Here is a 22273-nt window from a genome sequence, read left to right as displayed (position 1 = left end):
TTGCTGTGACCGATGTCGCCCTCTTGGTCTTCAGGCGGCGGCTGTTGCATCGGCATCATCGAGGGCCGGCGCGATCAGAGCTGCGATGGCCTCGATCAGGGCGGCGGGGCGGACCGGCTTGGCCAGGTGCAGGTCAGAGCCTGCCTCGAGGCTGCGCCGCACATCGTCGGGCATGGCGTTGGCGGTCAGCGAGATCACCGGAGTGCGCACTCGACCGGACTTCGATTCCAGCTCGCGTATCTTTCGCGTAGCTGTAAGGCCGTCCATGACCGGCATTTGAACGTCCATCAGGATCAGGTCGAAATCGGTCATGGCGGCTTGCTCAAGCGCCAGCTGGCCGTTTTCGACCATGACCAAATCGACGCCCAGAGGCTCCAAGATCATGGACACCACGCGCCGGTTCACGTCGTGGTCGTCAGCGAACAGGATGCGCAGATTGCGGTCGATTGCGGTGTCAGCCTGAGAAGTGGGAGTTGGGATCGACGCCTCGTCCGTCCCATCCACAGCCCGCAGCAAAGGAAGCGTGACGAAGAACAATGTCCCTTTTCCCGCAGATGAGCGCACTCCGATCCGACCGCCCATCATTTCGCAAAATGAGCGGCAGATCGAAAGCCCCAAGCCGGTTCCACCGTGGCGACGGTTGACCGATGTGTCGGCCTGCTCGAATCTCTGGAACAGGCGCTTGGCGGTCGATCGGTCGAACCCCGATCCGGTGTCGCGGACACAGATGCGCAGGCCACTGCGCCCTTGAGAAGCGGAGACAAAGACACTGCCGCTTTCTGTGAACTTTACAGCGTTACTGATGAGGTTGGAGATCACCTGCCCGACGCGGGTCTGGTCGCCGATGTAGCACCCTGATGCCCCAGGCGTCAGGATCAGTTCCAGCTTCACGTCTTTGATCGCCGCCGCAGCGGCGTGCAGGTCGGTGACACCGGTCAGGACAGCCTCCAGGTTGAAGGGCGCGGACTCGAGCTTCATCTGGCCAGCTTCGATTTTGGCCACATCGAGGATGTCGTTGACCACGTATTCAAGCATATGGCCCGAGGCGATGATGGTTTCCGCCATTGCGCGGGTGCGGTCGTCTCTCTGCAATCCCAGGAGCATGTCGGCCATGGCGATGATGCCGTTGAGCGGTGTACGCAGTTCATGGCTCATGTTAGCGAGGAACTGTGACTTGGCGGCGTTGGCGTTCTCTGCGACAGTCAACGCCTCGTTCAGCGCCACCTGGCTTGCTTGGCGCTCGGTGACATCCTCGCCAACCGTGACGATGTAAGTCGGCTTGTCATCCTGGAAGACAGCCACCTTCTTGGTCGTGAAGAACTTGGACTTTCCGCAACCGGTCGTTACGGCGAAATTCTCATCGGTAATAACAGACCGGGCCGCAATGACTTCAAGATCTTCATGATCAGACGACAACGCTTCTTCCGCGGGAAAGAGGTCGTGAACGGTCTTTCCGACGGACGTGTTTGATACCAATCCCAAGGCGGCCTCGGCTGCGGGATTTATCAATACAAATGATAGATCTACTGCGTTCTTGACCACCAGAAACGTCGGCATCATGCCGATGACTACGCTATAGAAGGCCTCTCGGGCCGCGTGGGCCTCACAGGTATCTCTCAATTCCGTGGTAGCGCGCTCCAGCAGGTCAACCAGGTGCTTTCGCGACAGCGTCAGAGCAACGAGGTGCGCTGCATGCGCAAGTGACTGAACGTGCGCTTCGCTCGGGCACCTGACGTCACGATGATACAAAGCGAATGTGCCCAGCACCCGGTCTTGTGTGTCGCGGATTGGTTGGGACCAGCATGAACGCAGGCCGGCGTTTTCGGCCAGCGTCCGGAAATTGGCCCAGAGGGGGTCGGCCTGAATGTCTTCGACGATGATCGTGCGGTTGAGGAATGCGGCCGTGCCACAGGAGCCGGCATTGGGCCCGATCGCAACGCCATCAATTGCCGCGTTATAGTCGTTCGGCAGACTGGGTGCGGCGCCTACCAGCAGGTGTTCACAGCTCTCATCAAGCAGCAGGATGCTGGCCAGAGTGCCGGGCATCTCCATTTCGATGGATCGCACAATGCCGGCCAGAACTTCTGGTAGCGGGCGATCCTCAGCTATGAGCCTGAGTGCTTCTGTCACGGCAGGCGACATATCGAGGCCCCTAGAATGGTCTGAACGAGCGGTCGCTCTGCCAACGCAACGGGTCACACTTGGAATCGGCGCCGCCGCCCCCGCGCGCCAACATTGAGCCTGTGGTTACCAGCATGAACAAAGTCTAAATGCGAGGCCACGGCCCCCTGTAGGGGCGCTGACTGCCCATACTTGGCCGACCGAGCAAGCCCGCCCGATCCGGCTGGAGTCACCCTGAACGCCCGCAATGTGGTGGGCTCAACTGATCGCTGCAACACGCTCGGCGAACTTCTCCGCCGGTGTCGACTCGCTTGTCGTATCGGGTTGCGACGCGGCGGTAGTCCTTGAGCCGGGCCCATAGACGTTCGACGGTGTTGCGGTCTGGTTGCGGATGAACAGGTTGAAGACCGCGCGGCGGAACTGCTGCTCGATGTCGACCGCATCGAGGCCGAGGAGGCGGATCGTCTCGACGGCCTGCTCGTACCTCGAGAAGGTCTGCGCCAAACTGAAGGTCCGAACGCGGATCGAGGCCGTCGCCTCGGCGATCCGCCAGAGCCTGATCGAACCGGGATGAGGGAAGGGGGCGGGCCAGGAACTTCTGTGAGGAAGCCCGGCGTTTCGTCTCCGATCGCTGCCGACGCTTGCACGTCCCCTGGCTCTTGATCGGCAGCTATCGTTCCCGGAACCCGCCAGCGCGCAGTCTAGGCTTTCACCGAAGGTTCGGCGAGGGGCGCGCGAACGAAGGACTTGACCAGCATCAGCACTTCGGGACAACAGCCGTCATGGCAAAGTACGCCCCCCTAACGAGCTATCTTCGGCGCCAGAAACAAGCCGAGCTGGAACTGACCTTCTGAGATATCGAGAGGATCGTCGGGGGTATCTTGCCCAAAGCGGCGAACGACGCTCGATGGTGGCTCGCTGGCGAGAGCGACACTCTGCAGCCCCAGCACATTGCGCTGGCTCAAGCAGGGTTCATCGCCCAGCCTTCGATCCGCTCGGAACGCGTGCGCTTCGTGAAGGCGATGAGCGACCCCGGCTAGTCGCAGGGCTGTGGCAGGTGTCACGACCGGTATCCGTCTTCAATGGTCATGGAGACAGCCGTGGGCGTGGTGGGGCTGCGAGCGGCTTCACGACGCTGACGGGCGCGGATGTGCCGAACGGCGCGGAACATGCCGATCCGATTGTGGCTGGAGTCGCGTCTGCCGAAGCCAGCCCAAATGAATCATATCTCTTCAAGATTTTAGCGCGCAAAGCTTTGCCATGAGTTGTGCGGTCTCCCGTACAGCGCGTTGTTTGGTCGGAATTGTCTGGATTTCCTATTCCATGACAAGAATCCGGTGGCTCGTCGGTGACTTTCTAAAGAGTATGACATCCATGATGACCATCAACTCTCAGTGCTCAACCCGATGGCTGTAATTCTTGTCGTCGAGGACGAGGTTTTTATTCGTCAGAACGCAGAGTGGACGTTGGAAGATCTTGGCCATACGACTCTGCTCGCGTCGGATCTGGGCGAGGCGCTCGCGCACTTGTCGGCGTCCGTCGTCATAGATGCTCTGTTCGTGGACATGCGCCTTAGGGAAATGGCCGGTGGCGGCTATGATGTCGCGAACCAGGCGATCGCCCTGCAGCCCCACCTGCGTGTGCTTTATACCTCGGGAACCCTGCTGACCGCGGACATGTCAGATCGCTTCGTTCCGGGCGGCCAGTTCCTCCAGAAGCCCTATTCCCCGGAACAACTGGGGATCTCCATGGAACGTCTTCTGAACTGACGACTTAAGTCATTGCTACGCAGGTCGTTCCACGCGCCGAGTCAGGACACCCGATTACAATTTCCGACGCCGAAACGGGCCTGGCGCTCCCGACGGCCGAGGTTGGCGATGGCCGCCCCGGAGTCCAATCCGAAGAATCGATCGTCAAGATCGGCGCGCTGCAGAGCGCGATCTTCAACAGCGCCAACTTCTCCAGCATCGCCACCGACGCCAAAGGGGTCATCCAGATCTTCAATGTCGGGGCCGAGCGGATGCTGGGCTATGCGGCGTCGGAGGTGATGAACACCATCACGCCCGCCGACATCTCCGACCCGCAGGAGTTGATCGCCCGCGCCGAAGCGCTCAGCGCCGAACTTTCCACGTCGATCACTCCGGGCTTCGAAGCCCTGGTGTTCAAGGCGTCGCGCGGCATCGAAGACATCTATGAGCTGACCTATATCCGCAAGGACGGCACCCGGTTCCCCGCCGTCGTGAACGTCACCGCCCTGCGCGACGCGCAGGACGCCATCATCGGCTATCTGCTCATCGGCACCGACAACACCGCGCGCAAGGAAGCGGAAGAGGCCCTGCTTCAGGCGGGCGCCCTGCAGAACGCGATCTTCAACAGCGCTAACTTCTCCAGCATCGCCACCGACGCCAAAGGGGTCATCCAGATCTTCAACGTCGGCGCCGAACGGATGCTCGGCTACGCGGCCGGCGAGGTGATGAACAAGATCACGCCGGCTGATATTTCCGATCCGCAGGAGCTGATCGCCCGCGCCGAAGCGCTGAGCGTCGAACTCGGCACCCCGATCACGCCCGGCTTCGAGGCCCTGGTGTTCAAGGCGTCGCGCGGCATCGAGGACATCTATGAGCTGACCTATATCCGCAAGGACGGCACCCGGTTCCCGGCGGTCGTGAACGTCACCGCCCTGCGTGACGCGCAGGACGCCATCATCGGCTATTTGCTTATCGGCACCGAACTCAAGGCGGGCGCGCTTCAGAGCGCGATCTTCAACAGCGCCAACTTCTCCAGCATCGCCACCGACGCCACAGGGGTCATCCAGATCTTCAACGTCGGCGCCGAGCGGATGCTGGGCTACGCGGCCGCCGAAGTGATGAACAAGATCACGCCGGCTGACATCTCCGACCCACTGGAGGTGATCGCGCGCGCGGAAGAACTGAGCGTCGAACTCGGAACGCCGATCACGCCCGGCTTCGAGGCGCTAGTGTTCAAGGCCTCGCGCGGGATCGAGGACATCTATGAACTGACCTATATCCGCAAGGACGGCACCCGGTTCCCCGCCGTCGTGAACGTCACCGCCCTGCGCGACGCGCAGGACGCCATCATCGGCTATCTGCTCATCGGCACCGACAACACCGCGCGCAAGCAGGTCGAAGAAGAACAGAAAAAGTCCGATCAGCGCCTGCGCGACCAGCAATTCTACACCCGCTCGCTGATCGAATCCAACATCGACGCGATCATGACCACCGACCCTTCCGGCGTTATCACCGATGTCAACAAGCAGATGGAGGCGCTCACCGGCTGCACGCGCGACGAGCTGATCGGCGCGCCGTTCAAGGACTACTTCACCGATTCGCAGCGGGCCGAAGCCGCGATCAAGCGCGTGCTGCGCGAAAAATCGGTAACCGACTACGAGCTGACGGCGCGGGCCCGCGACGGTACCCAGACTGTGGTGTCCTACAACGCCACCACCTTTTACGACCGGAACCGTAAGCTGGAGGGCGTCTTCGCCGCAGCGCGCGATGTCACGGAGCGCAAACGGGTCGAGGTGGAACTACAGCAGGCCAAGGCCGTCGCCGAGAGCGCCAATCGGACCAAGTCGGACTTCCTGGCCAGCATGAGTCATGAAATCCGCACGCCGATGAACGCGATCATGGGGATCGCCGACCTGCTGGCCAAGACGGCGCTCACGCCAGAGCAGGACAAGTTCGTCCAGATCTTCCGCCGGTCAGGCGACAACCTGCTCAACCTGATTAACGACATCCTCGACCTGTCCAAGGTGGAGTCGTCCCAACTCGATCTGGAGCGGACGGGCTTCTCCCTGGCCGACCATCTGGAAAAGGTGATGGAGATGGTCGCGCCGCGGGCGCAGGAGAAATCCCTGACGCTGGTGTGCGAGATCATGCCCGGCGTGAGCAACGACCTGGTGGGCGATCCCACACGCCTGCGTCAGGTGCTGCTCAACCTGCTCGGCAATGCGATCAAGTTCACCGAGTCCGGCAGCGTCTCCCTTCGCGTCGAACCCGATGCGAACGACGCCGTGCCGACCGCCTTGCGATTCACGGTCACCGACACGGGGATCGGTATCGCCGACGACAAGCTGGATCGCGTGTTCGAGCGCTTCACCCAGGCCGACTCCTCGACGACCCGGCGGTTTGGCGGGTCTGGCCTAGGGCTGACGATTTCGCGCCGTCTTGTAGAACTGATGGATGGTAAGATTTGGGTGAAAAGCCAGATCGACGGGGGGAGCGTCTTCGCCTTCGCGGTTCCATTCGAAGTCTCCGCCGTGGCCATTCGACCGGTCGCGGCCGCCGTCGGGACCGCCCCGGAGGCGCCGCTGCCGGCCCTGCGCATCCTCATGGCGGAGGACTCGCCGGACAATTGCGTCATCGCGCTCGCCTATCTCGAGGACACACCCTACCAGGTCGACGTCGCCGAAACGGGCGTGCTCGCCTGCGAGATGTTCCAGACGGGACGTTACGACCTCGTGCTGATGGACCGCCAGATGCCCGCCATGGACGGGCTGACGGCGACACGAACCATCCGGGCTTGGGAGAAGGCCAACCACCGCGCGCCCACGCCGATCATCGCGCTGACGGCGTCGGCCCTGAAGGGCGATCGCGAAAGCTGTCTCGCGGCCGGCTGCACCGCCTACCTGACCAAGCCTATAAAGCAGGACGTCCTTCTCCAGGCGATTAAGGACCACTCCGCCGTCGGGATCCCGCTCCAAGCCTCGGACGTGATCCTTTCTCGCGGGGCTCAGAGGTTGGTCGAGCAGACGCCGGCTTATCTGGAAAACTGCCGGATGAATGTCATCGCCATGCTCGCCGCCCTGGACTGCGGAGACTTCCAGGTGGTGACCATCCTTGGGCACAATCTGCGGGGCTCCGGCGGAGGCTTCGGTTTTCAGATGATCACCGATATCGGCGCGGGCCTGGAGCAGGCCGCTGATGCCGCTGACGCGGCCGTATCGCGCAGGTGGCTGGGCGAACTGTCGAGCTATCTCGACCATCTAAAAGCCGGCGGGCGACCACACTAGCGCCGATGCACTGTTGGCCTGTTGCCACGGCTAAGTCGAATAGCCGACTCTCCCATTTCGCCTGCATGGCCCAAGCTGTACGGCGTCAGCCACCACCCAATTGATGAGCCCGCTAGGGATACTGGCCCTCCGCACGCGGGGCTGCCGGACGCGGCCCTTGCCGCGGGTCCGTCGTCGAGGCGCGAAGGCCGCTGTCGGCCCACTGGGAGAGATCGGCGAGATCATAGACGACTCGACCGCCGAGCTTCCGATAGACGGGTCCGGTGCCGTACGTACGATGCTTCTCGAGCGTGCGGCTCGATAGCCCCAGATAGTCGCTGGCTTCCGGCGTCCGCAGGAATCGCCGCCCTATGCGCTCATCCATGCGAGCCTCCGTTTCAAATGCCGAATCATGAGCGGAGCAGCGACGGCGGGCAACCCGTGAGGCCGCCACCGCAGAAGCACGGGGGATCGCACTCGTTCAAGCGATTGTGAATTGGTTCGGAAATGGCGCTAGAACACTCGCCGAACTCACCGTTCTAAACGCCGTTCTAAACAGCCAAGCTAGAACGGACCCCTGAAGGGGAAGTCTAGATTGTTGAGGGATTTCAAGGCCGAGAGTGGCTCCGCGGGTAGGATTCGAACCTACGACCAGCCGATTAACAGTCGGCTGCTCTACCACTGAGCTACCGCGGAACACTTCCTCTCGGGAAGGCGGGCGCTATAGCAGCGCGAGTCAGACTGACGCAACGGGAAATATCCGATCTTGGCCGTGATCCGCATCGACCACCCCGACGATCCGCGCATCGCGGGCTTTCGCGATATCCGCGAGCGTGACCTGACGGGCAGGCAGGGCCTGTTCGTGGCCGAGGGCGAGGTGGTGCTGAACGTGCTGACCTCGCCGCAATCCCTGTGCCGTCCGGTCGCGCTGTTGCTGGATCAAAAACGGGTCGAAGGGCTGGCCGGAGTGATCGCCCGCCTGGATCCGGACACGCCGGTCCATGTCGCGGACCAGCCGATTCTCGACGCCATCGCCGGTTTTCACCTGCATCGCGGCATCCTGGCGCTGGGGCGCAAGCCCGGGCCGGCCACGCTGGAGGCGCTGCTGGCGCCGCTGGGGCCGGATGCCGTCGTCGTCGTGGCCTGCGGCATCGGCAACCACGACAACATGGGCGGTCTGTTCCGCAACGCCGCCGCCTTCGGGGCGGCCGCCATGCTCCTGGATCAGACCTGCTGCGATCCCTTCTACCGAAAGGCCATAAGGGTGTCGGTCGGGGCCGTGCTGAGAACGCCGATGGTCGTGGGGCTGGAAGCGTTGGAGATGATCGACGGCCTGCAGCAGACCGGCTTCACCGTCATCGCGCTGACGCCTGGAGCGGAGACGCCGCTGGAGCGTATGCCCCGCGGCGGCCGGGTCGCGCTGATTCTGGGCCCGGAGGGCCCCGGCCTGTCCCCGGATGTGATTGCGCGGTGCCGCCCGGTGGGAATTCCGATGTCGGGCGGCTTCGATTCGCTGAACGTTTCGGTCGCCAGTGGAATCGCGCTGCATCATTTCACCCGACAGGGGTGAAACGATCACGGAATTGCGATTAACGTTTTGTACACCTTGATGAACCGTCGGACTTGTGTCGCTGTGGCGGGGTCCGGGGAGGGTTCCATCATGTTTGGCGGCGTTTTCGTCTTCATCCATCGCAATGCGCGCCTCGCGCTCGTGGTGGCCATTGTCACGGCCGGCGTCAGCGCGGCCAGCGTGATCGGCTGGATCACCGCGCCGATCTAGGCTCTGGTGGCGCCGTCCGGGCTGGACGGGAGCGGTCGATGAATTCCTTGTCCAAAAGAGCGTTGACCGCCGTCGTGTTGGCTGTGGCCGGGCCGGGCTGCCAAAGCATGGGCGGCGCGGCCATCCAGCCCGTCAGCCTTGCCGGCGGCGTCGTCACGATCACCCCGCCCGGAGGATTTGAAACAACCGTTCAGCCGCCCCGGCCCGGGGCGACGTCGCAGACAGTGACCTTTCGGGGACCCGCCTGGCGCCGGGGCAATTTCAACAACTGTACGGTTCGCTCGGTCCGGATCGAGCCGGCCGACCTGAACGACGAGTCTCTCGGCGAATTCGTCGCTTCCGCCGCACGCAAGAGGCATGCGGTGCATCAGTCAACCGACGGCCTGCATGATGTTTCGCTTGGCGAGCCTGTCCCTGGCCGGGCCAATGATCCGTACGTGGTGCGTTCGTCCTTCACGATCGACTACACGCTGCGAACCTCCGAGCGTTACTGGGGCGTGCGGTCCGCCGCGGGCGATTTCGTGATCATCCAGAACTGCGGGACGGGCGGATCGCCGGAAGAACTGGCGGCGATCGAGGACGCCACGCGCCCGCTGTTTCCCGCGCCCTGATCGCCCCGGAGGGAGTTACGGGCAAGGATCGCGATGGAGGCCTGACCGAGAATCGAACTCGGGTGCAAGGATTTGCAGTCCTCTGCGTAACCACTCCGCCATCAGGCCCTGGGCCGGCCCGGAAACGATCCCGTGGACGACCTCGCCATCGCGAGGGGCGTTCGCTATCAGATCGGATTGTCGCCCGCAACGCACAGACCTATAAGCGCGCCAGATTTCCCGGCCTGTCGCCGGGCGCCCACAGTCGCAGGATCGTCGCTCCATGGATTTCGCCGCCGCCCGCAAGGTCATGGTCGACAGCCAGGTCCGCGTGAACGACGTCACCGACCGCGGTTTGCAGGCCGCGCTGCTGGCCGTGCCGCGCGAGCGATTCCTGCCGGACGACCGCGCCTGGTCGGCCTATGCCGAGATCGAGCCGGAGATCGCCGGCGGACGGCGGCTGATGATGGCCCGTGACCTCTCCAAGCTGCTGATGGCGCTGGACGCGAAGGCGGGCGAAACCGCCCTGGCCATCGCGGCCCCCTATGCGGCGGCGGTGCTGGCCCGCCTCGGCCTGACCGTGACGGCCCAGGAGGCCGACGACGCGGTGTTCGGGGTCACGGGCGCCGTCCTGGCGGAAGAGGGCGTCCGGACCGTGGTCGCGCCGCTGTCGGCGCCGGCCGGCGCCGGCTATGACATCATCATTTCCGAGGCGGCGGTTCCCGGCCGGCCCGAAGCCTGGCTGGGCGCGCTGAAGGTCGGCGGCCGGATGGCGGTCGTCGAGCGCAGCGGGCCGGTCGGCAAGGCGGTGCTGTATGTCCGCGGCGAGCAGGGCGTGTCACGCCGGGAGCTGTTCAATTCGACCCCGCCAGTCCTGTCCGACCTCGCGCCGGACCCAACCTTCGCGCTGTAGGATCAGGGAGACGGAGTTCCCGAGCTTGAGCGTGAAAAAAACTTAACTGGCGCGGGGGTAAACCATCCCGCATCAGACCTATATATACCACGGGCGTGCTTCCCCCGCGCCAGGCAGGAACAGACATGCTGAAACGTTCGCGCGCGCTCGCCTCGGTGGCCGCCATCGCCATCCTCTCCAGCATCAGCGCACCGGCATGGGCCGAAACGCTGAAGGAAGCGCTGGCCCTGGCCTACCAGACCAACCCCTCGCTTCTGGCCCAGCGCGCCAGCCAGCGGGCGCTCGACGAATCGATCGTCCAGGCCCGCGCGGGCCTGCGGCCCCAGCTCGATGTCAGCGCGAACGCCGGCTACCTCTACAATGAGAGCGCCGGCGGCCCCCGCCAGGTCGACACGAACAACGACGGCGTTCCCGACACCACCATCAACTTTCCCGCCTCGAACAGCGACAGCACCAGCGCCGGCGCCAGCATCGGCCTGTCGCAGACGATCTGGTCCGGCGGCCGGATCGGCCACGGCATCACCGCCGCGGAGGCCAACATCCTCGCCGGCCGCGAGAACCTGCGCGACATCGAACAGACCGTCCTGGCCTCGGTCATCCAGGCCTATGCCGACGTGATCCGCGATACGGAAATCCTGCGCATCCGCCAGTCCAACCTCGGCGTTCTGGGCCGCCAGCGGGACGAATCCTCGGCCCGGTTCGAGGTCGGGGAGATCACCCGCACGGACGTGGCCCAGTCCGAAGCCCGGCTGGCCCAGTCCGAGGCGGACCTGGCCAACGCCCAGGCCCAGCTTTCCGTGTCGCGCGCCGTCTATGCGGCGGTCGTCGGTCAGGCCCCCGGTGATCTGGCGCCCATGCCGGTCCTGCCGAACCTGCCGGCCGATTTCGACAGCGCCCTGGACGTCGCGTTGGCGGACAATCCCGGCATCCGCGCCGCCGGCTACAATCTGCAGGCCGCCGAAGCCAATGTCGCGGCGGCCAAGGCCGAGTACATGCCCTCGGCCCGGCTGACGGCGTCCTACGGCGGCTCGACCAACGACATCGGCAGCCCCGGCGACATCGCCGACAACACCAGCTTCACGGCCGGCGCCTCGATCTCGGTGCCGCTGTTCACCGGTGGGCTGAACAGCTCGCGTGTCGCCCAGGCCCGTGAGCGCGCCAACGTCGCCCAGATCAATGTCGAGGGCGAACGCCGCAACACCCTGCAATCGGTCAGCTCGGCCTATGCCCAGTCCCTGTCGGCGCGCGCGACGCTGACGGCGGGGCAGGAGGCGGTTCGCGCCGCCACCGTCGCCGCCGAGGGCGTGCGTCAGGAGGCCCAGGTCGGTCTGCGCACCACCCTGGACCTGCTGAACCAGGAGCTGGAGCTGCGCAACGCCGAGGTCACCCTGGCCAGCGCGCGCCGCAACGAATACGTCGCCCAAGCCAATCTGCTGGCCGCCATGGGCCGGCTGGAAGGCCAGGATCTGGACGCGTCGATCGCGGTCTATGATCCGGCGGCCAACTACAACCGCGTACGCAACCGCGGCGCCCTGCCGTGGGACGGCGTGATCGAGGCCATCGACCGGATCGCCGCCCCGTCGATCATGCCCGCCAACGACGCCGCCGACGCGCCGATCGACACGCAGCTGAAGTCCGAGGTCGTCCAGACGGCCCCGCGCGACTGATATCGGCCGGATCGCCTGCCGCGCGACTTCGGTCCCGGGGGGTTAACCGGTCAGGCGAAAAACGCCCGTTGATTCCAGCGGGCTGAGATGCGACGACAGCCGTACAGGGGTGGTTCGCCGACCCTGCCGCCATTGGCCCCCGGGGTTTCGACATGACCGACCAGACCGCCGCCCAGGAACCGACGATGGAGGAAATCCTGGCCTCGATCCGCCGGATCATCTCCGAGGACGACGCCCCCGCCGAGACGGCGACCGCCGCCGCGCCCGAGCCGGAAGCGGAGGGCGAGGCCGAGGCCGAGGATGCGGCGTCGCCGGCCCTGATGGACGAAACGCCGTCGATGCAGGAGCCCGAGTCCTCCGAAGAGGATGTGCTGGAGCTGACAGAAGCCTACGAAGCGCCCGTCGCCGAAAGCATCGGTGATCTGGATGTTTCCGTCGCCGAGGAACCCGAGCCCTTCCCCAGCGCCCCGGTCAGCGAGTCGATCTTCGCCGCCGAACCGGTCGAGGTGCATAAGCCCGAGCATCCGTCCGTGCCGACGACGAGCTATGACAGCCTGGTCGGCGACAGCGCCGCCGCCAGCGCGGCCTCGGCCTTCGCCGGCCTCGCCTCGACCCTGAAGAAGCCCGAGCCGGCCGACGTGTCGTTCCCGTCGGGGCCGACCATCGACGAGATGGTGCGCGGCCTGCTGCGACCGATGCTGAAGGAATGGCTGGACGCCAATCTGCCGGCCATCGTCGAGGCCCAGGTACGCAAGGAAGTCGAACGCATCGCCCGCACCGCGGGCTGACTTCACCTGCGACCTGATCAAGGCTAGATCATTCCGGGGCGGCTCCAGTCGGGGCCGCCCTTTCTCTTTTGTCCGAAGACCCCCTCAAGCAGCGACGCGTCGCGCGGAGCGCCAGGGAAAAGAAGATGACCATGCTCGACAAGACCTTTGACCCGACCGCCGCCGAACCCCGCCTGTACGCGATGTGGGAGGACAGCGGCCTGTTCGCTCCGAAGACCGAGGGAGCCGCCGAGGCCTATTCGATCGTCATCCCGCCGCCGAACGTGACGGGGTCGCTGCACATCGGCCACGCGCTGAACAACACCCTGCAGGACATCCTGGCCCGCTATCACCGGATGAAGGGCAAGGCGGTGCTGTGGCTGCCGGGCACGGACCACGCCGGCATCGCCACCCAGATGGTGGTCGAGCGTCAGCTGGCGGCCGCGGGCAATGTCGGACGCCGCGAGATGGGCCGCGAGGCCTTCATCGCCAGGGTCTGGGAATGGAAGGCGACCAGCGCCGGGTCGATCCAGAACCAGCTGCGCCGCCTGGGGTCCAGCTGCGACTGGTCGCGCGAGCGCTTCACCCTCGACCCGTCGCTCCAGGACGCGGTGCGCAAGGTGTTTGTCCAGCTGCACAGGGAAGGCCTGATCTATCGCGACAAGCGGCTGGTCAACTGGGACCCGCATTTCCAGACGGCCATCTCGGACCTGGAGGTCGAGCAGAAGGAGATGGACGGCTCCTACTGGCATTTCGCCTATCCGCTGGCCGACGGCGTGACCTATGAGCACCCGGTCGCCTGGGACGGCGACGGCCAGCCGACGGAATACGAGACGCGCGACTACATCGTCGTGGCGACGACCCGGCCCGAGACCATGCTGGGCGACACCGGCGTGGCGGTGCATCCGGACGACGCACGCTATGCGGGGCTGGTCGGCAAGTTCGTGACCCTGCCCATCGTCGGCCGCCGGATCCCGATCGTCGCCGACGACTACGCTGATCCGACCAAGGGCTCCGGCGCGGTGAAGATCACCCCGGCGCACGACTTCAACGACTTCCAGGTCGGCAAGCGGGCCGGGCTGGAGGCGCTGAACGTCATGGACGCCTTCGGCCGCATCACCGCCGCGGACACGCCGGACGTGCCCGCCGACTACGAGGGCATGGACCGCTTCGCCGCGCGCAAGGCCATCGTGGCGCGCGCCGGGGAGGAGGGCTGGCTCAAGGCCATCGAGAAGACCCGCCATGTCATCCCGCACGGCGACCGTTCGGGCGTGGTCATCGAGCCGTGGCTGACGGACCAGTGGTACGTCGACGCCCACACCCTGGCCCAGCCGGCGATCAAGGCGGTGGAGCAGGGCGACACGGTCTTCGAGCCGAAGAGCTACGAGAAGATCTATTTCGAATGGCTGCGCAACATCGAGCCGTGGTGCATCAGCCGCCAGCTCTGGTGGGGCCACCGCATCCCGGCCTGGTATGACGCCGAGGGGAACATCTACGTCGCCGAGAGCGAGGCCGAGGCGCTGGCCCAGGCCGGCGGCAAGGCGCTGACCCAGGACGAGGACGTCCTCGACACTTGGTTCAGCTCGGCCCTGTGGCCGTTCTCGACCATGGGCTGGCCCGAGGACACCGAGGACCTGCGCCGCTTCTATCCGACCAGCGATCTGGTCACGGCCGCGGATATCATCTTCTTCTGGGTCGCCCGGATGATGATGATGGGACTTCACTTCATGGATGAGGTTCCGTTCAAGCGGGTCATCATCAACGGCCTGGTCCGCGACGAGAAGGGCCAGAAGATGAGCAAGTCCAAGGGGAACGTCATCGACCCCCTCGGTATCATCGACGAGCTGGGCGCCGATCCACTGCGCTTCACCATGGCCATCCTGTCGGGCACGCGGGACATCAAGTTGTCTCGACAACGCATTGAAGGTTATCGTAACTTCGGCACGAAATTGTGGAACGCGGCGCGCTTCTCGCAGATGAACGAGGCGAAGCGCGTCGAGGGCTTCGATCCCGCGACAGTCGACCAGACCATCAACCGCTGGGTCCGCGGCGAGCTGACGAAGGCCGAGCGCGCCGTCAGCGAGGCCATCGAGGGCGGGCGTTTCGACGACGCGGCTTCGGCCCTGTACCGCTTCGTCTGGAACGTGTTCTGCGACTGGTATCTGGAGCTGGCCAAGCCTGTCTTCATGGGATCCGATGAGGTCGCCAAGGCCGAGACCAGGGCCATGACCGCCTGGACCCTGGATCAGACGTTGAAGCTGATGCATCCCATCATGCCCTTCATCACCGAAGAGCTGTGGGACAAGCTGGCCATGGAGGGCGTGCCGCGCACCGAGGCCACGCTGATCGGCGCGGCATGGCCCGACCTGCCGGACAGCTATGTGGACGGTGAGGCGACCGAGGACATTTCCTGGCTCGTCGGCGCCGTGACCGAGCTCCGGTCCAGCCGCGCCGAGATCGGTGTCGCGCCGGCGGTCAAGCTGTTGCTCGCCCTCTACAATCCCACGCCGGATATTCAGGCCCGATTTGATCGCCACTCTGATCTGATCAAGACGCTTGCGCGCCTTGAGGACATCACGACGGTCAGCGCCCAACCGTCAGGCTCAATCACTATCACTGTCGGCGGCGCCTCGGCGCACATCCCGCTTCAAGGGATCATAGACATCGCCGCGGAGCGTGAGCGACTGACGCGGGAGGCCGCCGCCTACGACAGCGATATCGCTCATGTGGGCAAGAAGCTCGGCAATCCCAATTTCGTGTCTCGCGCCGCGCCAGAGGTCGTCGAGGAACAGCGTGCGAAACTGGCCGAGGCCGAGGCCGGCAGGATCAGGTTGACCGCTTCCCTCGCCCGGCTGGACGAGATGGAGCAGGTGCTGAAGCCTCACGGATGAAAACGCGGCTCGACCAGCTGCTGGTCGCGCGCGGCCTCGCGGAGAGTCGGTCGCGAGCGAAGGCGGCGATCGAGGCGGGCGGAGTGACCGTGGACGGCGCGCCGGCGAGGGCGGCGTCCCAGGCTGTGGCCGAAGACGCGGTCGTCACCTATGCCGACGCTCACGGGTGGGTCGGGCGCGGGGCGCTGAAGCTGGATCACGCCCTGACCCTGTGGCCCGTCGAGGTCAAGGGACGGGTGGTGCTGGACGTGGGCGCCTCGACTGGCGGGTTCACCGAAGTCTGCCTGTCGCGCGGTGCGGCGCGGGTGTTCGCCGTCGATGTGGGCTCGGGCCAGATGCATCCGCGGGTCGCCGCCGATCCCCGGGTGATCAATCTGGAGCACACGGACGCCCGCGACCTGACACCCGACGTGATCCCGCAGGCGCCGCAACTGATCGTCTGCGACGCCAGCTTCATCGGCCTGGCCAAGGTGCTGCCCGCCGCATTGGCCCTGGCCGCGCCGGGGGCGGATCTGGTCACCCTGGTCAAGCCGCAGTTCGAGGCCTCGGGACCGGGCGGCGCGAAGAAGGGCGTGGTCAAGGACCCTGCCGCGCGTCAGGCGGCGCTGGCCTCGGTTTCGGAATGGCTGGAGGGGCAGGGCTGGTCCGTCCAGGCGACGACCGAAAGCCCGATCACGGGCGGCGACGGCAATATCGAATTCCTGCTCCGGGCGAAGCGGCGCTAGTCCAGACAAGGAAAAACCCCCGGTGGATTGCTCCACCGGGGGTCTCCGTCACGTCGCCGATCGACAGGGGGGCTGAAAAATAACCGGCGACGCAATTCTGTGGTCAGTAGCGGTCCGGGCAGGACTGCTCGTAGCGGGTGACATAGCGGCCATTGTAGTCGCGGCTGCGGACCTCGACCGTGCGGCAGCCGGACTGGTAACCGGACTGGTAACCGGACTGGCCATAGCCGTACTGGCCATAGCCGGCTTGGCCATAGTCAGACTGGTACGAGCGGTCGTAGCCGCCGTCGCGATCATAGCCGCGGTCGTACGACTGATAACCGTAGCCGTCGCCGTAGGACTGGTTGCCATAGCGCGACTGGTCGTACTGATAGCCGTAGCGGCCCTCGCCGCCGCAATCGCGGGCGGAGCTGCCGCCGACTCCGGCGCCGATCACCGCGCCCAGAACGCCGCCCAGGATGCTGCCTTCGGTGCGACGGCCACGGGCCGCCAGTTGCGAACCGGCCACGGCGCCGAGGGTGGCCCCGATGGCGACCCCGCCGCCCTGACGGCTGCTGCGGTCCGAGCGGCAATAGTCGTAGCTGTCGCGATAATCACGCTGATCGCCGTAGCGCGACTGGTCGTAACCGTACTGTTGGCCGTATGCGCCCGAGCCATAGTTCTGCGGGCCCTGATAGCTGTAGGTCTGGGCCGATGCGGCGCCCGGAGCCAGCATGGCGGCGGCGGCGAGAGCGGCGGCCGCCGCGGCGGTCTTCAAGGTCAGGCGGGCGAACATCAGCGTGGTCCTCGGTTTCAGGGACGGATGGCCAACGGCTGGCGTCCCCTTCTGTTGGGTCCGTTATGGGCGGGTGAAGCTGAACGGCCTTTGAGCAGACCGTTCATCTTCGTTCAGGTTTCACAACCCGGCCGGAGCCTCTAGGAACGGGCGATGACGGAGACGCTGACGATCGCGCGCGTGGGCGGGCAGGGCGACGGGATCGCCGAGACGCCCGGGGGGCTGGTGTTCGCGCCCTTGACCTTGCCGGGCGAAGTCGTGCGCGGAGAGATCCGCGACGGGCGTCTGGACGCTGTCGAGATCCTGACGCCGAGTCCCGATCGGATCGCGCCGGTATCGCCCCATTATGGCGACTGCGGCGGCTGTTCACTGCAGCACTGGGCGGCGGGTCCCTATCTGGGCTGGAAGCGCGAACAGGTGCGGCTGGCGCTGGCGCGAGAGCGGATCGAGACCGAGATCGAGGCGACGGTGGCCGTGCCGCCCGGAACCCGGCGGCGCCTGGCTTTGCACGCGCGCCGCGGCGAGGACGGGCGCGTTCTGCTGGGCTTCAAGGCGCGCAAGAGCTGGAGGCTGGTCGAGGTGACGGCCTGCCCGGTGGCCGATCCCCGACTGGTGGCGGCCTTCCCGGCGCTGAGGCGGATCGCGGAAGCCTTTCTGGAGCACCCAAAGTCGGCGCCGACCCTGCATGTGACCTGGACCCTGACCGGGCTGGACGTTGATGTGACGGGGATTGAGCGGCGCTCGGGCGGCCTGTCCGGCGACGCGCGGATGCGCGCCATCGCGGCGGCGGCGGCGGCGGATCTCGCGCGGCTCAGCCTGGCGGGCGAAACCCTGATGATGGAGCGTCAGCCCATGGTGGCGTTCGGCGCCGCGACCGTGCACCTGCCTGCGGGGGGCTTCCTGCAGGCCGTGCCCGAGGCCGAGGCGGCCATGGTCGAACGCGCGGTCGCGGCGGTGCGGGGGGCCAGGAAGATCGCCGACCTGTTCTGCGGGGCCGGGACCTTCACCTTCCCGCTGGCCTCCGTGGCACCCGTGCTGGCGGCCGACGCCTCGGCGGCGGGGATCGCCGCGCTGAAGGCGGGGGTCGGTCCGGCCCGGGGTCTGAAAGCGATCACGGCCGAGGCGCGAGACCTGTTCCGCCGTCCGCTGGCGCCCTACGACCTGCGCGGCTGCGACGCCGTGGTGATGGATCCGCCGCGCGCCGGGGCGATCGAACAGACGAGGCAGCTGCCGGGGACGAAGGCGGCGGTCGTGGTTGGCGTGTCCTGCAACCCCGTGACCTTCGCCCGCGACGCGCGCATCCTCATCGACGCCGGCTTCCGCCTGGAGCGGGTCACGCCGGTGGATCAGTTCCTGTGGTCGGCCCATGTCGAGCTGGTGGGCGTTTTCAGACGATAGGCGATGACCATGACCGATGACCCGCATGACGAGGATAAAAACGCGGACGGCGGCGGCTTCGACGCCGAGGACTGGACCCGGCTGAAACCTTTCGTCGGAGCGGTGGCGACGCTGGACGACGTTCAGGCGCGCCGGGCGATCTTCGCCCTGGGCGACACCGACGACCCGCGTCCTATCGCCATGGACCTGCCGCAGCCGGTGATCTGGTGGGACGACGACGGCGAACAGGCGGCGGTGGCGGTGCAGGCCGAGACGCATCTGGGGCCGGACGGCGAGGAGATGGAGGTCCTGGGCCTGATCCTGCCCGACGGCGGCGGGGCGGTGGCCCTGATGGAGGACGTCGATCTGGTCGATGCGACCGATCCGACCTGGCGCGATCTGGTCACCAGCGCCATCGACCCGTCCGCCGCGGACGAGGATTAGCCGAAGCCTCCAACCTCTTCGGGTGAGGGGAGGGGCGAGACCGGCAGATCGAACAGGTCCATCTGTTTCTTCATATCGGCCGGGACGCGGAATCTCGTCTCGTCCAGCGGTGCGCGTGGCGCATCGAGACCATACCGTTTGACGGCCGCGCGGAAGCGGGCGCCGATCAGTTCGGCGACCGGGCCGGTTCCCTTCATGCGCTGGGACCAGTCGGGGTCGTAGTCGCGGCCGCCCCGCGTCTGGCGGATCAGGGACATGACCCGGGCGGCGCGGTCGGGCCGGGCGTCGGCCAGCCATTCGCGAAACAAGTCCTTGATCTCGAGCGGCAGGCGCAGGGTCACATACATGGCCGAGACCGCGCCGGCCTTCGCCGCCGCTTCCAGCACGGCCTCCAGTTCGTGGTCGTTGAGGCCGGGGATGACGGGCGCGAAGCCGACGGTGACCGGAACGCCGGCCCCGGACAGCCGGCTGATCGCCTCGAGCCGTTTCGCCGGGGTCGAGGCGCGCGGCTCCATGGTGCGGGCCAGACCCCGGTCGAGGGTGGTGATCGAGACGCAGGCCGAGGCCAGCCCCTCGGTTGCCATGGCCCCGAGAATGTCGGCGTCGCGGGTGATCAGCACCGACTTGGTGATGATGCTGAACGGGTGCCGGAACCGCTGCAGCACCTCCAGCACCGACCGGGTCGAGTTCATCTCGCGCTCGACCGGCTGATAGGGGTCGGTGTTGCCGCCTATGTGGATGCGTTTGCAGACGTAGCGGGGCTTTGAGAGTTCCTGCTCCAGCAGACGCGCGGCCTCGGGCTTGAAGAAGAGTCGGCTCTCGAAATCCAGGCCCGGGGATAGGCCCATGAAGGCATGGGACGGACGGGCGTAACAGTAGATGCAGCCATGTTCGCAGCCCTTGTAAGGGTTGATGGACCGGTCGAAACCGATGTCCGGACTGGTGTTCTTCGCGATGATGGTCCGGGCGTGCTCCGGCGTCAGGGTCGTGCGCAGGGGTGCGGCCTCGGCGTCGTCGGTCGTCCAGCCGTCGTCGAAGGCCTGAACGGTTTCCGGTTCGAACCGGCCCGTCGCATTTGATCGCGCGCCCCGTCCTTTCACCGCTTCAGCCATGAAGGGAGGATAACGATGGAAAGGAACAAAGCAAGAACAATATCGACAATGAAAAACCGGCCTTGCAAGGGCCGGCTTCAATGGATGGTGCGGATGAGAGGACTCGAACCTCCACGCCTCGCGGCGCCAGAACCTAAATCTGGTGCGTCTACCAGTTCCGCCACATCCGCTCAGGTAGGGGAACAGCCTCTAGGCGAGACGGGGGAAAAGCGAAAGGCCCGGGATTGCTCCCGGGCCTTTGCCTTGTTCAGCCTGATCCGGAGATCAGTCGTCCCGCTTGGGATCCACGCCGCGGACGAAGGCGTCCGTCGCGCTTTCCAGCTTCACGTCCTCGGTGATGTCGATGCCCTTGGCGAGCTTCGAGTTCCAGAACCCGTAGATGATGTAGATCACCGCGCCGACCGCGGCGTAGCAGCCGAGGATGGTGAGCGGCAGCGGATTGCCGTCCATCGCGTGCTGGATCATCGGCCAGAAGTTGAAGCCCGCCAGCGCCAGGCAGGACAGGATGCCCAGTACGGCGGTGACGATGCCGCCCGGCACCTTGAACGGACGCTCCATCTCCGGATGTTTGATGCGCAGGAAGATCACGCTCAGGCACACGATCGAGAAGGCCACGGCCGTACCCAGGGACACCAGGTCGCCGAGGATCGAGATGGGCAGGAAGGACGCCGCGATGGCGATCAGTATGCCCAGCAGGATGGTGCCGATCCACGGGGTGCGGAACTTCGGATGGATGACGGCGAAGGCGCGCGGCAGCAGGCCGTCACGCGCCATGGTGTAGAAGATGCGCGTCTGGCCGTAGCACAGCACCAGCATGACCGAGGACAGGCCGGTGATGGCGCCGACCTTGATCAGGAAGCTGATCAGGTTCAGCGGGCTGCCGTCCGGCGTCAGGAACGGCGTGTCGGCCCATTCCAGACCCATGCGGTCGATGGCCACGGCCACCGGCGCGGGGCTGGCCAGCTCGAGGTAGGGCACAACGCCGGTCATGACCGCCGCGACGGCCATGTAGATCAGGGTGCAGACGATCAGGGCGCCCAGGATGCCGACGGGGACATCCTTGGACGGGTTCTTGGCCTCGGCCGCCGCGGTCGAGACCGCTTCGAAACCGACGTAGGCGAAGAAGATGATCGAGGCGCCCCGCAGGATGCCGGTCGCCCCGTATTCGCCGAACTTGCCGGTCGTGTTCTCGGGGATGAAGGGCACCCAGTTGGCCGGGTTGATGTACTGGACCCCGACCGCGATGAAGGTCAGCAGGACGACGATCTTGATCATCACGATGACGTTGTTGATCGAGGCGGACTCGCTGACGCCCAGGACCAGCAGGCTGCAGACCGCGGCGATGCCGATGGCGGCGACCAGGTTGAAGGTGCCGGTCAGCGGGAAGCTGGCGACGCCCGTGTCCGAGGTCACGGCCTGGATCAGCGGCGTGGCCCAGGAGGGGCCTTCGCCGCCCGCGTACTGGATCATCGGGAACAGGCTGTCGGCCACCCCGAAGTCCCGCAGGATGGAGACGACATAGCCGGACCAGCCGACCGCGACGGTCGAGGCCGCGACGCCGTATTCGAGCACCAGCAGCCAGCCCATGATCCAGGCGAAGACCTCGCCCAGGGTGCCATAGGCATAGGTATAGGCCGAGCCGGAGACCGGCATGGTCGAGGCCAGTTCGGCGTAACACAGGCCCGCCAGGCCGCAGGCGATGCCGGCGACGACGAAGCTGAGCATGATCGCCGGACCCGCGTGGGCGGCGGCGACCTGGCCGGTCAGAACGAAAATACCGGCGCCGATGATGGCGCCGATGCCCAGGCTCATCAGATTGATGGGGCCCAGCGAGCGCTTCAGCTCGCTCCTGGCCGCTTCCTTCTGGATCTGGGCTACGGATTTCTTGAGGAACAGGCGGTTCCCCTTGGGCCTAAGGCCTTCTGCGGACATCGAGTCTCGCCCCCTGATACACGGCGAGTCCTCCCCGGACCGCCTTCAATGGCGCGGACGCTAGCGGCGCATGATCGCGCTGGCAACGCGGTTTCCGATTGATGAAGGAGCGGAGACGCTTTCGTGAAAGGGATTCGTGGTCCCGCGCGTCGCTTCACGCTAGTTGAG

Annotated in this window: 17 protein-coding genes and 3 tRNA genes; 11 read left to right on the top strand and 9 right to left on the bottom strand. The window is 65.8% G+C overall.

Translation table 11 applies throughout. The features are described from left to right. Positions 1–30 precede the first annotated feature (30 nt). The gene (locus tag PSV23_RS00575; RefSeq protein WP_300465547.1) at positions 31–2142 is read right to left on the bottom strand and encodes a GAF domain-containing hybrid sensor histidine kinase/response regulator; all 2112 of its coding nucleotides are present in this window, start codon (positions 2140–2142) and stop codon (positions 31–33) included. 237 nt (positions 2143–2379) lie between these two features. Continuing rightward, positions 2380–2625 carry a hypothetical protein gene (locus PSV23_RS00570; protein WP_300465545.1) on the bottom strand — a complete coding sequence of 82 codons (246 nt, stop codon included), beginning with the start codon at positions 2623–2625 and terminating at the stop codon, positions 2380–2382. An 890-nt stretch (positions 2626–3515) separates the two neighbouring features. On the opposite strand from PSV23_RS00570, the gene PSV23_RS00565 reads away from it, so the two are divergent. Together PSV23_RS00565 and PSV23_RS00560 are read left to right on the top strand one after the other, a co-directional pair. After that, the gene (locus PSV23_RS00565) at positions 3516–3890 is read left to right on the top strand and encodes a response regulator (RefSeq protein ID WP_300465543.1); all 375 of its coding nucleotides are present in this window, start codon (positions 3516–3518) and stop codon (positions 3888–3890) included. Between the two features lie 11 nt (positions 3891–3901). Further along, on the top strand, positions 3902–7153 hold the full coding sequence (locus PSV23_RS00560) for a PAS domain S-box protein (protein WP_366524181.1): 3252 nt from the start codon (positions 3902–3904) through the stop codon (positions 7151–7153). A 112-nt stretch (positions 7154–7265) separates the two neighbouring features. Here PSV23_RS00560 and PSV23_RS00555 read toward each other — a convergent pair whose 3' ends face one another. Both PSV23_RS00555 and PSV23_RS00550 read right to left on the bottom strand, forming a co-directional pair. Beyond that, positions 7266–7517, bottom strand: coding sequence for a helix-turn-helix domain-containing protein (locus tag PSV23_RS00555; RefSeq protein ID WP_300465541.1), 252 nt, complete (start codon positions 7515–7517; stop codon positions 7266–7268). Between the two features lie 236 nt (positions 7518–7753). Then, positions 7754–7828: transfer RNA gene (locus PSV23_RS00550), tRNA-Asn, on the bottom strand. A 70-nt stretch (positions 7829–7898) separates the two neighbouring features. Between PSV23_RS00550 and PSV23_RS00545 the strand changes: the two genes are divergently transcribed. Then, positions 7899–8702 carry an RNA methyltransferase gene (locus PSV23_RS00545; protein ID WP_300465539.1) on the top strand — a complete coding sequence of 268 codons (804 nt, stop codon included), beginning with the start codon at positions 7899–7901 and terminating at the stop codon, positions 8700–8702. Between the two features lie 272 nt (positions 8703–8974). Next, positions 8975–9523, top strand: a complete 549-nt coding sequence (locus PSV23_RS00540) for a hypothetical protein (RefSeq protein WP_300465537.1) — start codon at positions 8975–8977, stop codon at positions 9521–9523. 34 nt (positions 9524–9557) lie between these two features. Here the strand turns inward: PSV23_RS00540 and PSV23_RS00535 are convergent. Beyond that, positions 9558–9631 (bottom strand) — tRNA-Cys (locus PSV23_RS00535). A gap of 154 nt (positions 9632–9785) precedes the next feature. On the opposite strand from PSV23_RS00535, the gene PSV23_RS00530 reads away from it, so the two are divergent. The 5 genes from PSV23_RS00530 (at position 9786) to PSV23_RS00510 (ending at position 16465) form a co-directional block, all read left to right on the top strand. Next, positions 9786–10415, top strand: a complete 630-nt coding sequence (locus PSV23_RS00530) for a protein-L-isoaspartate O-methyltransferase (RefSeq protein ID WP_300465535.1) — start codon at positions 9786–9788, stop codon at positions 10413–10415. 125 nt (positions 10416–10540) lie between these two features. Beyond that, the gene (locus PSV23_RS00525) at positions 10541–12082 is read left to right on the top strand and encodes a TolC family outer membrane protein (RefSeq protein ID WP_300465533.1); all 1542 of its coding nucleotides are present in this window, start codon (positions 10541–10543) and stop codon (positions 12080–12082) included. Positions 12083–12234: 152 nt separating this feature from the next. Next, a complete protein-coding gene (locus PSV23_RS00520) occupies positions 12235–12870 on the top strand; it encodes a DUF2497 domain-containing protein (protein ID WP_300465532.1) in 636 nt (211 codons plus the stop codon). Between the two features lie 131 nt (positions 12871–13001). Then, the gene (locus PSV23_RS00515) at positions 13002–15740 is read left to right on the top strand and encodes a valine--tRNA ligase (protein WP_300465530.1); all 2739 of its coding nucleotides are present in this window, start codon (positions 13002–13004) and stop codon (positions 15738–15740) included. Further along, positions 15737–16465, top strand: coding sequence for a TlyA family RNA methyltransferase (locus tag PSV23_RS00510; protein WP_300465529.1), 729 nt, complete (start codon positions 15737–15739; stop codon positions 16463–16465). Before PSV23_RS00515 ends, PSV23_RS00510 begins: the two co-directional genes overlap by 4 nt. A 103-nt stretch (positions 16466–16568) precedes the next feature. On the opposite strand, the gene PSV23_RS00505 is transcribed toward PSV23_RS00510, so the two are convergent. Then, positions 16569–17240, bottom strand: coding sequence for a hypothetical protein (locus tag PSV23_RS00505; protein WP_300465527.1), 672 nt, complete (start codon positions 17238–17240; stop codon positions 16569–16571). Between the two features lie 153 nt (positions 17241–17393). On the opposite strand from PSV23_RS00505, the gene PSV23_RS00500 reads away from it, so the two are divergent. Together PSV23_RS00500 and PSV23_RS00495 are read left to right on the top strand one after the other, a co-directional pair. Then, positions 17394–18638, top strand: a complete 1245-nt coding sequence (locus PSV23_RS00500) for an RNA methyltransferase (protein WP_300465525.1) — start codon at positions 17394–17396, stop codon at positions 18636–18638. Between the two features lie 9 nt (positions 18639–18647). After that, positions 18648–19061 carry a hypothetical protein gene (locus PSV23_RS00495; RefSeq protein WP_300465522.1) on the top strand — a complete coding sequence of 138 codons (414 nt, stop codon included), beginning with the start codon at positions 18648–18650 and terminating at the stop codon, positions 19059–19061. Here PSV23_RS00495 and PSV23_RS00490 read toward each other — a convergent pair. The 3 genes from PSV23_RS00490 to PSV23_RS00480 form a co-directional block, all read right to left on the bottom strand. Beyond that, positions 19058–20173, bottom strand: coding sequence for a PA0069 family radical SAM protein (locus PSV23_RS00490; RefSeq protein ID WP_300465519.1), 1116 nt, complete (start codon positions 20171–20173; stop codon positions 19058–19060). The two genes, PSV23_RS00495 and PSV23_RS00490, sit on opposite strands and share 4 nt — an antisense overlap. An 85-nt stretch (positions 20174–20258) precedes the next feature. Continuing rightward, positions 20259–20343 (bottom strand) — tRNA-Leu (locus PSV23_RS00485). A 94-nt stretch (positions 20344–20437) separates the two neighbouring features. Continuing rightward, positions 20438–22105, bottom strand: a complete 1668-nt coding sequence (locus tag PSV23_RS00480; protein WP_300465517.1) for an amino acid permease — start codon at positions 22103–22105, stop codon at positions 20438–20440. Positions 22106–22273 lie beyond the last annotated feature (168 nt).

This window comes from Brevundimonas sp. (genome assembly GCF_029946145.1).
Lineage (GTDB): Bacteria > Pseudomonadota > Alphaproteobacteria > Caulobacterales > Caulobacteraceae > Brevundimonas.
Note: the sequence above shows the minus strand (reverse complement) of the source record. Positions and strands in the feature narration are given on the sequence as shown.

Excerpts from the sequence above, each read along its gene's own strand:
- PSV23_RS00575 (WP_300465547.1), bottom strand. The coding sequence starts at position 2,142 with ATGTCGCCTGCCGTGACAGAAGCACTCAGGCTCATAGCTGAGGATCGC.
- PSV23_RS00555 (WP_300465541.1), bottom strand. The coding sequence starts at position 7,517 with ATGGATGAGCGCATAGGGCGGCGATTCCTGCGGACGCCGGAAGCCAGC.
- PSV23_RS00530 (WP_300465535.1), top strand. The coding sequence starts at position 9,786 with ATGGATTTCGCCGCCGCCCGCAAGGTCATGGTCGACAGCCAGGTCCGC.
- PSV23_RS00525 (WP_300465533.1), top strand. The coding sequence starts at position 10,541 with ATGCTGAAACGTTCGCGCGCGCTCGCCTCGGTGGCCGCCATCGCCATC.
- PSV23_RS00520 (WP_300465532.1), top strand. The coding sequence starts at position 12,235 with ATGACCGACCAGACCGCCGCCCAGGAACCGACGATGGAGGAAATCCTG.
- PSV23_RS00515 (WP_300465530.1), top strand. The coding sequence starts at position 13,002 with ATGCTCGACAAGACCTTTGACCCGACCGCCGCCGAACCCCGCCTGTAC.
- PSV23_RS00510 (WP_300465529.1), top strand. The coding sequence starts at position 15,737 with ATGAAAACGCGGCTCGACCAGCTGCTGGTCGCGCGCGGCCTCGCGGAG.
- PSV23_RS00505 (WP_300465527.1), bottom strand. The coding sequence starts at position 17,240 with ATGTTCGCCCGCCTGACCTTGAAGACCGCCGCGGCGGCCGCCGCTCTC.
- PSV23_RS00500 (WP_300465525.1), top strand. The coding sequence starts at position 17,394 with ATGACGGAGACGCTGACGATCGCGCGCGTGGGCGGGCAGGGCGACGGG.
- PSV23_RS00495 (WP_300465522.1), top strand. The coding sequence starts at position 18,648 with ATGACCGATGACCCGCATGACGAGGATAAAAACGCGGACGGCGGCGGC.
- PSV23_RS00490 (WP_300465519.1), bottom strand. The coding sequence starts at position 20,173 with ATGGCTGAAGCGGTGAAAGGACGGGGCGCGCGATCAAATGCGACGGGC.
- PSV23_RS00480 (WP_300465517.1), bottom strand. The coding sequence starts at position 22,105 with ATGTCCGCAGAAGGCCTTAGGCCCAAGGGGAACCGCCTGTTCCTCAAG.